This is a genomic window from Runella sp. SP2 (assembly GCF_003711225.1).
Classification (GTDB): Bacteria; Bacteroidota; Bacteroidia; order Cytophagales; family Spirosomataceae; genus Runella.
Genome location: NZ_CP031030.1, coordinates 2,709,604 through 2,725,239, shown reverse-complemented (window position 1 = coordinate 2,725,239; position 15,636 = coordinate 2,709,604). Strand labels below are relative to the sequence as shown.

The window sequence follows — 15,636 nt, the reverse complement described above, 5'->3', positions numbered from 1 at the left end:
GACACTCGGTTTGATTTTCAATAAACATAAATAAAAACGTATAAGGCTATGGCACGTCCTAATCTCGACCTCATTGCCGCTCTTCGTCGAACGGCTCGTAAGATTGAACAAGGCTCTCCGTACCAATGGGGACACATGGGGAGCTGTAATTGTGGAAATTTAGCGCAAGAAATTACTAAGCTTACCAAAGCCGAAATTCATGCCCATGCCCTGGCCAACGGCAGGGGAGATTGGAATGAGCAATTGAACGAATATTGTCCTACGAGCGGGCTACCGATGGACTTGCTCATCAATGAGATGATAGACGCAGGTTTGGATTCGGACGATTTGAAACATTTAGAAAGACTCTCAGACCGACGAATTTTGAATCGTTTGCCCGAAAATAAGCGCCATCTACGTCATAATTATCGCGACGACGTGGTGTTGTATATTTTGGAGTGGGCGAATATGCTGGAGGAACAGCTTTTGAGTACCATCAAACTTCCTCAATTTACTTGGGAAACGGAAGTTGTTTATGTTTAGTTAAGTAAAAAAAAGGCAAACCAAAACTAGCTTGGTTTGCCTTAACGTAAAATAGAAACAGTGGTTATTTCTTATCCCACCACACCTTAGAGGTATATGAGTTGCCGTTGGTAAGACGCTTAACGGCTTCGTCATAATTGGTTTTGTTTAGCAAAGTCTCACGAGACGAATAAATAGCTCGGCGTGGAATTTGGCCGTTGGTCGAGCCCAAATTTGGCCCTGCTTTTAAAGCAGGATAACCCATTCTGCGCCATTCGATAAAAGCTTCGTAGGAACGGCCAAACAGCTGAATCCATTTTTGAGTACCGATTTTTTCCAACTTTTCGTCCTTACTCAAACCAGTAAATGAGAGCTCCTTTTGAAAATCAGCAGGTACTGTGGTGATATTGTACGGGTTCTGCGCCAAAGCTGCCCTAACCCCATCCTGATAAAATTTCTCCGCTTGGTCGGGTGTCGCACCCCAGCTTTCGAGGGCTGCTTCGGCTTTGTAAAAACAAACATCTGAGTACGACATGGCCAAGCACGCAATGGCAGGGCTATAAGCTTTGTTGAAAAACGTTGTTTGTGAGGCAGTTGAATAGTCGTCTTTGATGATTGTTTTCAAAAGTTCATCAGTAAGTGCAACCCCAATTCCTTTGTAAGCGGGGGCGCCAGCCTTCACAGAGTTAACTGTTGGCTGCACAAGGCGAGCAAGGCGAGGATCTTTAGAGTTCACCAACTGAGCTACCAAGGGTGCTGCCAAGTATTTGAGATCGGGGCTACCCGCCAGCCAATGGTTCAAAACAGGGTGTACGTTGGCGTTGGTTGCGTCGTTAAACGTTGGTACGGCCGCATTGTCGGTATTGCTTTCAAGCAAGGGTTGGCCCATGGCTTCGGTAACGGTTTTCTGGGCCAAAGCCGCGTCAGCGTAACGGATACGCATCCCAAGGCGCAACTTGAGTGAGTTGCCGTATTTTTTCCACTGCGTAATATTGCCTTTGAAATAATAGTCAGCTGCTCCATAGCTATCGTCGGTTGGCGTAATTTGAGAGAGCGCCGCGTCCAAGTCCTGTATCAACTTTTTATAAATAGCATCTTGCGTATCAAACTTGGGTTGATTATTGACGGCATCTACGCCCAAGGCAGTTTCGGAGAAAGGAACGTCACCAAACAAATCCGTCAAACGTTGCCAAATCGAAATCTCAACAATCCTTGCAATGGCCAGTTTGGTACGTGCTTTGGGATCATTTTCACGTCCTTTGAGCAATTGAGTTCTGATTTGTGAGATATTCCGAATCAGGGTGTAATGGTCATTCCAAAGGTTATCGTCGGTTTGCTGGATGTACCTAGAACTCGAAATAAGCACGCCACCCGCCCAGTGTTGTATCCATGAGCCAAACTGGTTGTTGGGGTATTCGTAACCTTCCGAAAACGCGGCGTCTTTTTGGGCTTTTGATAAAATAAGCCCTGGGTCGATGGTGGAAAGGGTGGTAGGAGGTGTATTGATTTTTTCAAAATCTTCGGTACAGCCTTGCGCTACAAAAAGCGCCCCTATCATCACAAGCGATTTGATTTTTATAGATTTCATGAGTTGAAAGTCGTTAGAGGAAAGAGGTGGTTAGAGTTCTAAATTCAAGCTAAAGCCAAAATAACGTAACAATGGCAAAGAGGTGGACTCAAGACCCAGCGAGGAATTGTTGACGTTGAACGACGAAGCCTCGGGGGCGTAGCCGTCGGTTTTGCGTTGTAAGTAGAACAAGTTGCGTCCATAAACGCCTGCACGAATGTTGCGGAAAGGCGTTTTGCTGATGATTTTTGACGGTAATTGATAGTTGAAAGTTAGCTCTCTAAACATGATATAACTTGCGTCGTTGAGCATTTCTTCCGACACAACGTTGTCTTTGTCAGGAGCAATTACGTTCCAGTAGTCTTGGGCTCTTACTTGTTTGGTATTGGTTTGTCCTGTGCTTGTCCATGTTCCGTCAGCGTTTTTCTGAGCTACAACTCCATCAGCCACATACGAGCCATCGCGACCAGGAAGGGTCTTCTTGATGGTTCCGAAAACCAATTCTTCGCGCAAGCTTTGTGAAAATATTTTTCCACCTTGACTTACATCCATTAAGCCAGAAAGGCTAAAGCCTTTGTAGCGGAAGGTATTGTTAAATCCACCAATCCAGTTGGGAAGTGCACTGCCAATTTCGTACAACAACTTTGCATTGGTTTTGAGTGGCAAACCTGTCGTTGGGTCAATCAAACGATTGCCTTTGTCGTCGCGCAACCATTGAAAACCATTACCGATGATGGTTCCGAATGGCTTACCTGGGGTAGCTATAACTTGTACGTTGCGGTCGTCGCCCAACAAGAAGGTAGAAACTCCTTCGGCCAATTCAACGACTTGGTTGCGGTTGCGCGAGAAGTTGAAAGTGGCATCCCACGAGAAGCCTGTTTCGGTACGTACGGGCGTTCCTGTGATGGCCAATTCAATGCCGTGGTTACGAATTTCGCCCGCGTTGATGCGGCGAGACGTGAAAGTACTCGACGGAGGCAAGGGAATATTGAGAATTTGATTTTTTGTACTTGCATCGTAGTAGGCAAACGTCAATCCCAAACGATTTTTGAAAAAACGGGCTTCAAGACCTAATTCAAGCGACGTTGTTAATTCGTTTTTAAGGTTAGGGTCGGGAATAACTGAGGTAAACGAACCCAAAGGTTGCCCCCCGTGTGGTGTTTGGTCGAGCGCATAGTTGCCCGTCAACTGGTACGGGCTTCCTGAACTTCCCGCTTGTGCCCACGAGGCACGAACTTTTAAGAAACTCAACGTAGAATTTTGGAGGTTCAAGGCATCGGTTACGACCAAGCTACCGCTCACAGCAGGGTAGAAAAAGGAGTTGTTGGCGGGAGAAAGGGTAGAAGACCAGTCGTTGCGGGCAGAGAAATCAACAAACAAATAATCCCGAAAACCTACTGAACCTGCGGCATAAACAGAATTGATGGATGACTCCGAGAGGTTGAAAACGTAGGAATTGATGAGGGTGTTGTTGATGGAATACAAATTAGGTGCAATAAATTCCGTACCCGTATTTCCTGTGGTACGGGCATAAAATTTCTGGTGGTTGGCACCGAGGTTGAGCGACAATGAAAAATCTTTTGACAACTCAGGGGTCAACGACAGCAATACGTCGCTGTTGTCTTCGCGGACGCGCGTTACTTCTTCAATAATATCTCCATTGCGGTTTTGGCTTTGGTAAGTGCCTTTTTCGCGGTAGCGAAGACGCTGGTCAGTATAAAAGTCAGTACCTGTTTTGGCAGTCAAACGAATCCAATCATTAAACTGATAACTCAATTTTATCAAACCAATCAAACGCTGACGGTCGTCGGAGTTGCGGGTATGGTCGCGCGTCCAATAAGGGTTGGCCGTTGAAGAGTTGGTGGCGTAGGTTTTTTCCAAACCTACAAACGGGGTGGTGCCGTAGCCCAGTTGTTTGCTTACATCTTCTGCCGTCCAAGTTGAGTTTTCCAAAATGCTCATAGGAATGGAGCGTGGTTGGCTAATCCAAAGATAGGCAGGGTTGTCGGCAGCATCCGAAACAGTTGGGCGATTGTTACCCCGTTGACCGATGTAATTGGCTTTTACGTCAAGGTCAAGCTTGGGCGTAAGTTTCGCCATCGTACGGAGGCTGATGTTATTACGGTTGAGGGTGTTTCCTGGGGTATAACCGTCGATTTTGGTATTTCCAAACGATAAACGATAGTTGACATTGTCGTTTCCACCTTCAAGGCTAATGTTATTGGCCATCTGTCTTTCTTTGTTGAAAAACGTTTGGAAAGTGTTGGGTTGAGGGGTAAGGCTCAATACATTTCCCCATTGGTCTTCGTACTGTTGTCCTTCCATTTTGGCACCCCAGCTGGCACGGGTAAAGCGGTCGCGTCCGCCACTCATCTTGGGAATGCCCTGAATATTAGCGGCTTTTGCGGCTGCCCACGTATAAATTTTGCCATCGTTGCCACGGAAATGCGTAAACGTTCCGTCAAGTCCTTGACCGTATTCGTCTTGAAAATCAGGTAAAACTAGCGCGTCACCGACCGAATAATCAATGCCGTATTTGATGCCTACGCCCTTGCGTGATTTGCCCGATTTGGTCGTAATCAAGATGACCCCGTTGCTTCCGCGCTGACCGTAGAGGGCGGCGGCGTTAGGCCCTTTCAAAACCGACATGCTTTCGATGTCTTCGGGGTTGATGTTGGAGATTCCGTCGCCGTAGTCGATTCCTCCCCAGCGGCTTGGAGAGTTTACATTGCTATTATCCATCGGAATCCCGTCGATGACGTACAGTGGCTGGCTATTTCCCACCAATGAATTGGCCCCCCGAATCACAACCCGCGACGACCCACCTGCCCCGTTGCCTGCGCGAGTTACTTGTACGCCCGCAATCTTCCCTGCCAATGACGTTGCTACGTTGGCTTCTTTGGCTTGAGCAAGGCTTTCGCCGTTGATTTCCTGAATCGAATAACCCAAGGCGCGTTTGTCGCGTTTGATACCCAAAGCTGTGACAACCACCTCGCCGAGGGTTTGGGTGTCCTCGTTTAAGACAAGGTTGATTTCAGTTTGATTGCCAACCACAATTTCTTTTTTGATGTAACCCACAAACGAAAAAACCAGCGTTTCGGAAGGTTGGACAACAAGGCTATATTTTCCTTCGCCGTTGGTAGAAGTCCCACGATTGGTTCCTTTGACCAGTACACTTACTCCCGCCAAAACCTCTCCTTTCGCATCGGTGATGGTACCCGTTATGGGTTGCTCAATCGCGAAGGGTTCAGGGTTAACGGACGCTTTTTTCTCGACAGGTTGGGGAAGGGGTTCTTGCTTTAAAATGACTTGTTTCCCTGCCACTTCGTACGAAACTTGCAACGGACTAAGCAGTGTTTCAAGCACTTTGCTGAGGGGCTCGTTGACGGCGTTTAGATTGACCTTGCGCTCTGACTTAATGAGGCTAGGGCTGTACAAAAACTTTACCGATGTAAGCTTTTCGATTTTCGTTAAAACTGCCTTTACCGATTGTTCGTCGGCTTTAAGGGTAATGCGTTGCTGAAGCAACTCTTGGGCGAATGTTTCGCGGGCGTAAGACACACCAATCAGTAATACTGACAGTAATAGCATCGTACAGGTTACACAAACCGTCCGCATCGCCAAACTGCGTAGTCGTAAAGGATTTCTCATAGAAGAGGGATGATTAGGTATTAAAAAATGGATATAAAGAGTGGAACTAATGGCAACCTTTGGAGTAAATAATAATTTGAGCATCAATGGTTTCGGAGGTGGCGTCTATTGCTTGGCAAATCAGTTTGATTTTTTGGGCGAGCGATTCCTCCGAAAGTGAAGCCGTGAGGGTGCAAGAGGAGAGAAGCTCGGCATCATAGACAATATGGATGCCATAAGCTTTTTCAATGAGGTCTAACACCTGCGGAACGGGTGCTTCTTCAAACTCAAATGCGGGCAGGGGAATAGGCTGAGCCAAAAGCTGGGGCTCGGGTACCAAAGCCCTCGCCAGTCGGAGTTCTTGCCGGTTGAGCGTAATTTGTTGGTTAGGAGTCAACACAATTCCTTCCAATTCGCGGTTGCTCAACTTTTGGGCTTTTGAGGGGTCGTTTTGGGTAAATACCGATACTTTGCCCGTCTTTACTTGGACTTCCACTTGTTTGTCGTTGGGGTATGCTTGTACCACAAAACTGGTGCCTAATACCTTGGTAACAAGTTCGTTGGCATACACGAAAAATGGCGAATTTGGCTGTTTTTTGACCTCAAAAAAGGCTTTTCCCGACAAATAAACACTGCGATTTTTTTTTCCAAAAAAATGGTCAAAACTCAAACGACTTTTGGCAAAAAGGGTGACTTTCGAGCCGTCAGGGAGCTGAAAATAAAGAGGCTTATCGCCTTGGTTTACCTTCTCAATTTTTGACTCATCGAGGGTTGCTACGTATGCTTGGTAGGGTTGGGTACGGCGCTGAAATGACTGCTGCCCCCACCAGCCGATACCTATCAAACCTACCACACTGGCCGCTGCCACGTACCGAATCCACGGCTGACTCCACAGCGAGCGAGTGGGCGCTTCCTCTTCGTCATGCAGGCGGTTGGTGGCCTGAATGCGCGACAATAACATCGCTTCGGTTTCGGGGGTGAGGTAGGTACGGGTATAATCGTTCAATCCCAAACGCACGGCTTCGAGCAACTGCACTGCTTTGTTCCATTCTTCTTGTTGGGACGGGTTTTCAGCAAGCCAGCTATTCCACCAGTCGGTTGAAGCAGGGGTGGGCGTAAGTTGGTGCTTTAAAAAAGCATCGTCGATGACAAAATCTGCTGCCGAGTAAAAAGCGTATTGGTTTGGCACAGTGTTTAGGATTTTTGTCCGTAGATGACCAATCCCTCGCTTCTATACTCACTTACTGTTAAAAAAAACTTGAAAAATGTAAAAAAGAGAAGGCAGCAGCCAGCTTCTTAATTTTTCGACTGCCCTAAAGACCAGATTTTGAGCAGATTGCCGATTCATGGAGAGGAGCTCGGCGATTTGGGTGTATTCCATATTTTCCACAAAACGTAGTCGTATGGCTTCCTGCTGACGCGGGGGGAGTTGGCTAACAAGGCGTTTGATTAACTGTTCTCGATCAAAAGACTCCTCTTCTTGCATCAGGAGTTCATCGCTCGAAGGCTCGGCCCAGAGGTCATCAAAATCGGGTTGAGAAACAAATAGATGCGGACGCTCATGGCGTTTGAGAAGGTGTAAAATGCGGGTTTTGAGGGATTTGAGCAAGTAATACCGAACGTTTTCTGGAACCGTAAGGCGTGTTTTTTTTGCCCAAATTTCGGCAAATACATCGTGAATACAATCTAAGACAAATGCTTCAGAAACAGGTACTAAACTAAGCCCGTAACGGTACATGGCCCTGACGTGGAGGCGATAGAGCTGGGTATATGCGTCGTCGTCACCCTGCTGAAAATCCTGCCAAAGTTGTTGCTCGTCGATGGGGGTGTCCATGTTAATTCTTTGGGTATATAAACGGACTAGCCTCCGAAGTACGGGTTTTAATCGTAGTCTCAGAGGCTAGTCAATCTTGTCATTGGGTTATTTCTTTCCCAACGAAATCATATTGGCAAACAAACGATAAGCCCCAGGCACGCCAGCAGGTAATTCGCGGAAAAATACGATGCCTGTGTAAATGAAGTGGCCTTTTCCGTATTGGGTATAAATCAAACTTCCTTCTTTGGCTGCATCGCCTGTGTCGTTGGCCGAGAAAAGGGGCACGTAATTTTTGTCCCACTCTACGGCAAAATAGATTCCCCGTTCTTGTATCCAACCTTCAAAATCTTTGGTTGTTATTTTATTAGGCGTATTCAAAATCGGGTGAGCAGGTTGTAAAATCCGCATTTCGGCATCTTCTTCGGTCACGCGGTCGCGGCCAACTTTGAACGGATACGGCCCCATTTCTTGTACCTTGAGTGTATTTCCAAAACCACCCGCTGTCACGTATTGAACCACCATTGTACCGCCATTTTTGACGTATTCCATCAGTTTTGGTTGAAAATATTTGATGCGTTCTTCGGTGTTGTAAGCGCGCACACCTACCACGATGGCATCATAAACTGACAAGTTTTTGTTGAGTGCCCCTTCATCGAGCAACGTCACTTGGCAGCCCATTTGGCGAAGTGCTGCTGGAACTTCGTCGCCCGCACCCGCAATGTATCCAATGTTTTTTGCCTTGTTTTTGATGTCCAATTTTACCAAAGCGGTGGTTGCACTTGGATAAATGGTTTGGGTAGGAATGTGCTTGTATTCTACCGAACGAAGGCTGTACGAATTTTCGCCGTTGTCAGTCTTGGTAATCACTTTGAGCTTGACGTCACTTTGCTGGGCCGATGGGAATACTTTGACCGAAACCGTTTGCTCTTGGTATTTTTCTCGCATTTCAAACGGCAATTGCATAGGTTCTACGCGCCAGCCCGCAGGTACGTCAAACGTCAACGTACCTTTTACATTGGCGCGGTGGGCTTTCACTACGATATCCACCGTTTTGGGTTGATTGTCAGCAAAAACATATACTTTTTCCGAAACGTTTGCGGTAGCCTCTGGCCGAATTTCAAACGGACGATAAACTTCGCCGTCCACGGGGTCGGTTGATTTAAAAACCCACGGTTTCGTGAAGGTGAATTTTTGTCCACTAATTTCAAACGTAAACGCCGTTTGGAGGGTTGGGATATTTTCAGGTGTTGAAAGTTTTGATTGGTCATCAATCTGAAATGCCCCGTCTTTGATAGGTTTGACCAACCAATAAGGCTGGCTGATGGGCGTGTTGGCAGGAACGGTAGGCGCAAACGAAAACACTGAAAGCTCGTTGTTTTTCATTTCCAACGTCAGAGTAGTGTCTTTTGATGCCCCAATAAACTGTAAACGAGTGAGTTTGATGGGGAAATCGCTGCGCTTAACAACGCTAACTTTCAGCGGTGCGCGGTCGCCCACGGCCACAGCATAATCCGTCGGATTTGTTTCAAACCAAAGGCCAAGGCAATTTTGAAGCAAAACTTCCACTTCGGCCTTTTTTTGTTGTACATACAAGTTTTTTGCGTCGAGTTTGCCCAATTCTTCATAAATTTTCACCAAAACAGGTACTGACGAAGCTGGGTAACTCACGTTGTAATTGCGGATGGCTTGGTCGATGAGCTGGGCTACTTGCTCGCTGCCTTTGACGCGGCTCCAAGTAAGATCGACACCGTCAAACAAATCTTTTTCGGCAGGAACCCCGTCTTTGTGAAGCATAAAATCGACGCGGGCATTGCGGTTGGCTCCCGAGCCAAACCCTTGACTTTTGTGCGAACTTCGGCTTTCGGCGGCGATTTCGGCGTGCGATTTTCCGATAAGTGGGTTATAGCCGCCAATGTCCACCGTTATGAATGTGCCTTTGTCAGTAGGCTTTTGGTTATTAAAACCTGGCGAAAACGAGTTCCAGACGATGCGCTTGGGCTGCCAAGTTTGTACTTCTTTGAGTTGTTCAGGAAATTTTGTTGGGTCACCTGCCATTTTAAAGGCAATTTCAGCCAAAAAGGCCGAAGAGTTGTGGTGACCGTGCCCTGCGCGGGCATCTGGCGGAAAACGTGTAATAAGAACATCGGGCTGGTTTTTACGAATGTGATATACGACATCCGACAGCACGTTATTTTCCCCCCAAAACTTCAAGGTTTCTTCGCGGGTTTTTGAGAATCCAAAATCGTATGCCCGCGAGAAAAGCTGCTCTGCGCCGTCAATCCGACGAGCGGCCAATAATTCTTGCGTACGAATAATCCCAATGTATTCGCCTTGTTCGGGGCCGATGAGGTTTTGGCCACCATCGCCACGGGTAAGGGCGAGGTACTGCGTCTTTACGAGCCTTTCTTTGGATAAATAGGTGAGTAGGAGGGTATTTTCGTCGTCGGGGTGAGCGGCAATGTGCATGGCACTACCCACTACATTCAATTTTTTTAGGTTCAGTAAAATTTCACTCGAGGTGAGGGGTTTTACTTGGGCGTGGATGAAGTGACAAATTGTGGTAAGCAACAAGCAATGAAAAAGAAATAGGGGTTTTCTCATGGTTTAGACGGTTTGCGAGTATTTTGACAAAACTACAAAATCTGATGAAAATATGATACGCCTCCAAAGCGTGATTGGCATTGTTTTCTAATAGTCCTCTAATGTAGTTATAAGCTGGTTTTAAGTTACGGTTAATACTTTTGTTACATTCTAAACATGAAAACAAATTTTCGTTCACTTGATTCATTAGCAACTATGAAAACATTAAATCATGCTGCCGTTTTTTTTATACTGGCTTGTTTAACAAGCAGTTGTGTCGTTATTCGACAAGGAGAAGTTGGCGTTCAGCGAAAACTCGGGAAAATTCAGCCTACGCCAGTGAATGAAGGGCTCAAAGGCTTCAATCCTTTTGTTACCCGTATTATAAAAGTACCTACCCGTACAATGAACATTGAAGTGCGTTCGCCACTACCTTCAAAAGAAGGTTTAACTGTTCAGTCAGATGTATCAATTCTATATCGAGTAGTAGGAAAAGATGCGCCTCAAATTATTGAAAAACTTGGACAAAACTACGAACAAGTAGTAATGCTTCCCGTGTTTAGGTCGGCTGTAGCCGATGTATCGTCTCGTTTTTATGCCAAAGATATGCACACTGGTCAGAGGGCGGCCATAGAAAGTGCCATTAAAGAGCAAATGATGTTGCAGTTGCAAAATCGTGGCTTTGTCGTTGAAGCAGTCCTCTTAAAAAGTATCGTATTGCCTACAGGACTTGCCAAAGCAATTGAAGATAAGCTAGAAGCAGAACAAGACGCGCAGCGAATGCAATTTGTCCTCGACAAAGAACGACAAGAAGCCCAGCGTAGAATTATTGAGGCCGAAGGAATACGAGATGCGCAAAAAATAATTAATGAAGGGTTGACGCCTATGCTGATTCAGTTTAAATCCATTGAAGCATTTAATAAACTGTCAACTTCGCCAAATTCAAAGGTAATAATTACCAACGGTACAACCCCAATGCTGATTGGACCCGATAAAATTCAATAATGTTTAATGGCTGTATTGAGGTTAGATGGGGCGAGTCTTTACTTGCCCTCTCTTTTTACAACAAAACTAATATGCGTATGTCACCTTACATATTTTCTGGACTCGGTAGCGCAGCTTATGCGCTTATTAAGGCTGATGGCCAAGAACGCTCGTTGGACTCGTTGAGTGCTCGTTATATTTTACTAGAACAAAAGCCTCACGGGATTCAAGCAATAAATACTTTTTTATTGCGAGAACATCATAATTCTACGACAGAAGAAGCGTATCATTTTGCAATGGATTGTTTCCGAAAACATCGAGGAAAACTGACTCCCGAAGTGAAATCTAAACTGCTTACTGTGATGGAACAAATTATGGAAGCCGATAATAGAATATCACCAAGAGAAATCAATTTTATGGAAAAGTTTAAGGATGATTTGGAGAAATTTTGATAAAAAACCATTTCTAATATACTTCTAATTGCCTGGTAGTGAAAATTTAACATCTTGCACATACATTTGTTTATCGCTTAAAGTAGGTTGTTATAAATATGGAGAATACACCACACCTTCTCTTGGTAGAAGACGAAGCAAAAGTTGCTGCTTTTATTAAGAAAGGACTAGAAAAACACAGTTTTGCCGTCGAAATAGCAGAAGACGGTCGTGAGGGGCAGCATTTTTTTGATCAAAGTAGCTATGATTTGCTCATTCTGGACGTAAATTTACCCCACATGGATGGGGTTGAATTGGCGACTTACGTACGCACTAAGAATCCAGATGTGCCTATTCTCATGCTGACGGCGCTTGATACCACTGCCGATAAACTGGCAGGGTTTGACGCGGGGGTTGACGATTATCTCGTAAAACCTTTCGATTTTATGGAACTCGTCGCGCGGTTGCGGGCTTTGCTCAAACGTTCTCAAAAATCAAATGAGCAACCTACCAATCGATTAAAGGTTGCTGATTTAGAGTTGGATTTAGATCAAAAACTGGCACTTCGTGGCGGAAACACGATAGAACTTACTGCCAAAGAATTTGCTCTGCTGGAGTATTTGATGCGAAACCGTGGTCGGGTTGTTTCAAAAATGGACATCGCCGAGCAGGTTTGGGACATAGATTTTGATACAGGAACAAACTTTATCGAAGTGTATATCAATTATTTACGTAAAAAAATTGACAAAGAATCTCCCACTAAACTCATTCATACCGTCGTAGGGATGGGTTATACTTTGAAAGAAAAATGACCATTCGTGGGCGACTCACGCTTCTTTTTACTGCGGTAGTTTCCGCGCTGTTGTTGGTGTTTTGTGTAGTTATTTATTTGTTATCGGAGCGGCACCGTAGCAATGAGTTTTACGAACGACTCAAGGCCGAAGCTACCACGTCGGCTCAGTTGCTCTTCGGGACAGAAACGGTTAGTTTAGAGCTTTTTAAGCTATTGGATAAAAATCATTTAACCGTTTTGACGGAGGAGGAAATTATCATTTATAACGACCAAGATTCATTGGTTTACGAAAGTGGTACCGATTATTTGCAGGTGACAAAAGCGCTTTTACAACAAGTTCGGGAAGAAAAGGAGGTTCGTTGGGTGCAAAAGGGGCGTGAAGTGGTTGGGGTTTTGTTTGTAGATGAACATAACCACCTTGTCGTGCTTGCTTCGGGCGTTGATATTTATGGGTTTCGCAAAAACCGTAATTTGCTCTTGGTGCTTGCAGTTGGCTGGCTGTTGGCAAGTTTTGTGGTGTTTTTTGTGGGTTGGGTATATGCCTATCGCGCCTTGTTACCGCTTAAAAAACTCATCGGAAGGGTAGATCAAATTTCAACCAATCGGCTTGATTTACGGGTAGATGTAGCTAATAAACAAGATGAGATTGGACAATTGGCTGTGCGTTTTAATCGTATGTTGGATCGGTTGGAGGAGGGTTTTAAACTGCAACGTGCTTTTGTGTCGAATGCCTCGCACGAGTTGAGAACGCCCCTGACGGCAATTACGGGACAGATAGAAGTGGCATTGATGGACGAAGACCCCAAAGAATGGCAAGAAACGTTGATGTCGGTACTGGAAGATGTGCGCCAGCTCAACCAACTTTCCAATGGGTTGTTGGCTTTGGCCAAAGTGAGCATGGATGAATCAGTAGTGAAATTTGAAAAAGTACCTATTGATGAAATATTTTGGCAGGTTCGTAGTGAGTTGTTGAAGGTTTATCCGCATTATACGGTGAAAGTGGACTTGAGTGAGTTTTCAGAAACAAACTCTCATTTTGTGGTCGAAGGAAACGAAGCACTGCTCAAAATTGCGTTGGTCAATTTGGTAGAGAATGGGTGTAAATTTTCCCCAAATCATAGCGTTACCGTTCGCTTTCAGGTGCTAAGAAATACCATTGAGTTGCATTTTCATAACATTGGCCCGCCCATTACCCAAACCGAATTGCCTACTATTTTTAAGCCTTTTCGGCGAGGAATTAACTCGCGCAATATCAATGGACACGGTATTGGTTTGCCGCTGACGGAGCGCATTGTTTTGCTTCACCACGGTCATTTGCAGGTATATTCGACCCTTGAAGCGGGGACAACTTTTATAATGACACTGCCTTTCTGAACCATATAAGACATATAAGGGCATATAAGTTTTTTCTTATAATCTCTTATTGTCTTATATGGTTCAAAGTAGTTGCACTATTACCCAACCTTCACCAACTCTGTCTCAAAAATGAGCGTGGCTTTGGCAGGAATTGGCCCGTAGCCATTTTTACCGTAGCCAAGCTGGTAAGGAATCAAAAGTGTATATTTTGCGCCTTCCTTCATCAAAGCAATACCTTCGTCCCAGCCTTTGATAACGCGACCCTCGCCCAAACGAAAGTCAATGGGCTGACGGCGTGAATGTGATGAATCAAACACTTGGCCGTTTTGGAAAGAGCCTGTGTAGTGTACCGAAACGTTTTTACCAGCTACTGCTTCTTTTCCCGTTCCTTCACTGTTTACGACGTATCCAAGTCCCGAAGCGGTAAATTGTGCCGTTGGGTAGTTGGCCAATACCCATTGCTTAAACGTTTCTACTTCGGCTTTTTCGGCTTCTTTTTGTTTTTCGGCAAGCTGGCCAATGTGGGCCTCAAGCGCTGCTTTGTCGGCTTTAAAAGCTTGGGCTTTTTCGCCTTGACGAACAATTTTTACGGCATTGATGGCATCGTTGGTTTTCATTTGATTGACCACTTCTTGGCCCTCAATGACGAAACCAAAAACGGTATGTTTGCCGTCGAGCCAAGGAGTTGGCACGTGTGTAATAAAAAACTGACTACCGTTGGTGCCTGGGCCAGCGTTTGCCATCGACAATACCCCTGGGCGGTCGTGGCGTAATGTAGCATCAATTTCGTCGGGGAAACGGTAACCTGGTCCGCCAGAACCAGTGCCTTGTGGGTCGCCACCTTGAACCATAAAATCAGAGCTATCGCCGTTGACTTTACTGATTACACGGTGGAATTTAAGTCCGTCGTAAAACGGTTGTCCCAACGGTTTAGCGCTGTTTTCCATTGTTCCCTCGGCCAGACCTACAAAATTGGCCACCGTCATGGGGCATTTTTCGTACAATAACTCTACGGTAATTTCGCCCTTTGCGGTGTCGAATATGGCGTAGATTCCTTCTTTTCCAGTCATTTATTTATGCAAAAAGTTAATACTATCAAAAGCAAGAATTGGGTGTCAAAGTTCCTCAAATTTTCTCTAAAACCTCAAAAACGCCTTTTTCATCGTTGGATTTTGCCTGAAAACGAGCCGCTTCCCTGATGGCAGGGTGGGCGTTTTCCATGGCGTACGAATGGTGGGCTTGTTTCATCATTTCGAGGTCGTTGAGGTAGTCACCAAAGACCATGGTTTGCTCGGGTGTGATGCCGTAGCGTTCTTGTAATACTTTGATAGCCTGACCTTTGTTGGCCAATTTGTGCGAAATGTCAAGCCATTTGCCGCTCGATACCTTAACTTGTAAGTCGTTTTCAAATGGTTTGAAGTAGGAATAACTATTGTTGGCAGAACCGTCAAAATCGCATAGGCTAATTTTGAGGCATTCGTCATCCTCAATGGTGGTTAAATCTTCAACAAGTTCGTACTGTTCAAAATGCCTGATTACTTGGTCCCAAAATTTGGGGACATTACTTTCAACGTACGCTTTTTTCTTGCCACATAAAATAGTGTACGTATTGGGAATGTTACGGGCTATTTCAATCATTTGACGCGCCATCGAAAGTTCTAGCGATTGAACATACAGTTCTTGGTCGCGGTGCATGACGTAACTGCCGTTTTCTGCCACAAAAAACATGTCATCCTTGATGGCGTCGAAGTACTTAGCAAGGTTGTAATACTGTCGCCCGCTGGCAGTGGCAAACAGAATTCCTTGTGCTCGTAGCCGTGAAAAGAGGGGGAAAAATGAAGCGTCGAGTTCGCCTTTTGAATTGAGCAACGTACCGTCCATGTCCGTTGCGATGAGCCTAATATCGGTCATTGAATGCGAATAATGGTGAAATGAGGCTCAAAATTGCACAAATTCTTCTAAAACAATGATAAAAAAC

General features: G+C 45.3%; 12 protein-coding genes. 5 read left to right on the top strand and 7 right to left on the bottom strand.

What is annotated here, in order from left to right; genetic code table 11:
- Positions 1-48 precede the first annotated feature (48 nt).
- The gene (locus DTQ70_RS11440) at positions 49-522 is read left to right on the top strand and encodes a hypothetical protein (protein WP_122930921.1); all 474 of its coding nucleotides are present in this window, start codon (positions 49-51) and stop codon (positions 520-522) included.
- 64 nt (positions 523-586) lie between these two features.
- Here DTQ70_RS11440 and DTQ70_RS11435 read toward each other — a convergent pair whose 3' ends face one another.
- The 5 genes from DTQ70_RS11435 to DTQ70_RS11415 form a co-directional block, all read right to left on the bottom strand.
- Entirely contained in the window at positions 587-2,089 is a 1,503-nt protein-coding gene (locus tag DTQ70_RS11435) for a SusD/RagB family nutrient-binding outer membrane lipoprotein (RefSeq protein ID WP_122930920.1), read from the bottom strand.
- Positions 2,090-2,119: 30 nt separating this feature from the next.
- Positions 2,120-5,719: a SusC/RagA family TonB-linked outer membrane protein gene (locus DTQ70_RS11430; RefSeq protein WP_229600119.1), complete on the bottom strand. Its 3,600-nt coding sequence runs from the start codon at positions 5,717-5,719 to the stop codon at positions 2,120-2,122.
- Between the two features lie 46 nt (positions 5,720-5,765).
- Positions 5,766-6,887 carry a FecR family protein gene (locus tag DTQ70_RS11425; RefSeq protein ID WP_122930918.1) on the bottom strand — a complete coding sequence of 374 codons (1,122 nt, stop codon included), beginning with the start codon at positions 6,885-6,887 and terminating at the stop codon, positions 5,766-5,768.
- A gap of 48 nt (positions 6,888-6,935) precedes the next feature.
- Positions 6,936-7,532, bottom strand: a complete 597-nt coding sequence (locus tag DTQ70_RS11420; RefSeq protein ID WP_122930917.1) for an RNA polymerase sigma factor — start codon at positions 7,530-7,532, stop codon at positions 6,936-6,938.
- An 87-nt stretch (positions 7,533-7,619) separates the two neighbouring features.
- Entirely contained in the window at positions 7,620-10,115 is a 2,496-nt protein-coding gene (locus tag DTQ70_RS11415) for a PIG-L family deacetylase (RefSeq protein WP_122930916.1), read from the bottom strand.
- A 195-nt stretch (positions 10,116-10,310) separates the two neighbouring features.
- On the opposite strand from DTQ70_RS11415, the gene DTQ70_RS11410 reads away from it, so the two are divergent.
- The 4 genes from DTQ70_RS11410 to DTQ70_RS11395 all read left to right on the top strand — a co-directional run bounded on the left by DTQ70_RS11410 (position 10,311) and on the right by DTQ70_RS11395 (position 13,676).
- Complete coding sequence (locus DTQ70_RS11410; protein ID WP_122934371.1) at positions 10,311-11,099, top strand: prohibitin family protein; 789 nt, start codon at positions 10,311-10,313, stop codon at positions 11,097-11,099.
- 77 nt (positions 11,100-11,176) lie between these two features.
- Positions 11,177-11,530 (top strand): hypothetical protein, encoded by a 354-nt coding sequence (locus DTQ70_RS11405; RefSeq protein WP_164489977.1) that lies wholly within the window; start codon positions 11,177-11,179, stop codon positions 11,528-11,530.
- A 98-nt stretch (positions 11,531-11,628) separates the two neighbouring features.
- Positions 11,629-12,321: a response regulator transcription factor gene (locus DTQ70_RS11400; RefSeq protein ID WP_122930914.1), complete on the top strand. Its 693-nt coding sequence runs from the start codon at positions 11,629-11,631 to the stop codon at positions 12,319-12,321.
- On the top strand, positions 12,318-13,676 hold the full coding sequence (locus tag DTQ70_RS11395; protein WP_122930913.1) for a HAMP domain-containing sensor histidine kinase: 1,359 nt from the start codon (positions 12,318-12,320) through the stop codon (positions 13,674-13,676). Before DTQ70_RS11400 ends, DTQ70_RS11395 begins: the two co-directional genes overlap by 4 nt.
- Positions 13,677-13,756: 80 nt before the next feature.
- Here DTQ70_RS11395 and DTQ70_RS31225 read toward each other — a convergent pair whose 3' ends face one another.
- Together DTQ70_RS31225 and DTQ70_RS11385 are read right to left on the bottom strand one after the other, a co-directional pair.
- Positions 13,757-14,728, bottom strand: coding sequence for a peptidylprolyl isomerase (locus DTQ70_RS31225; protein WP_122930912.1), 972 nt, complete (start codon positions 14,726-14,728; stop codon positions 13,757-13,759).
- 55 nt (positions 14,729-14,783) lie between these two features.
- Positions 14,784-15,569 carry an HAD family hydrolase gene (locus DTQ70_RS11385; RefSeq protein ID WP_122930911.1) on the bottom strand — a complete coding sequence of 262 codons (786 nt, stop codon included), beginning with the start codon at positions 15,567-15,569 and terminating at the stop codon, positions 14,784-14,786.
- Between the last annotated feature and the right edge of the window lie 67 nt (positions 15,570-15,636).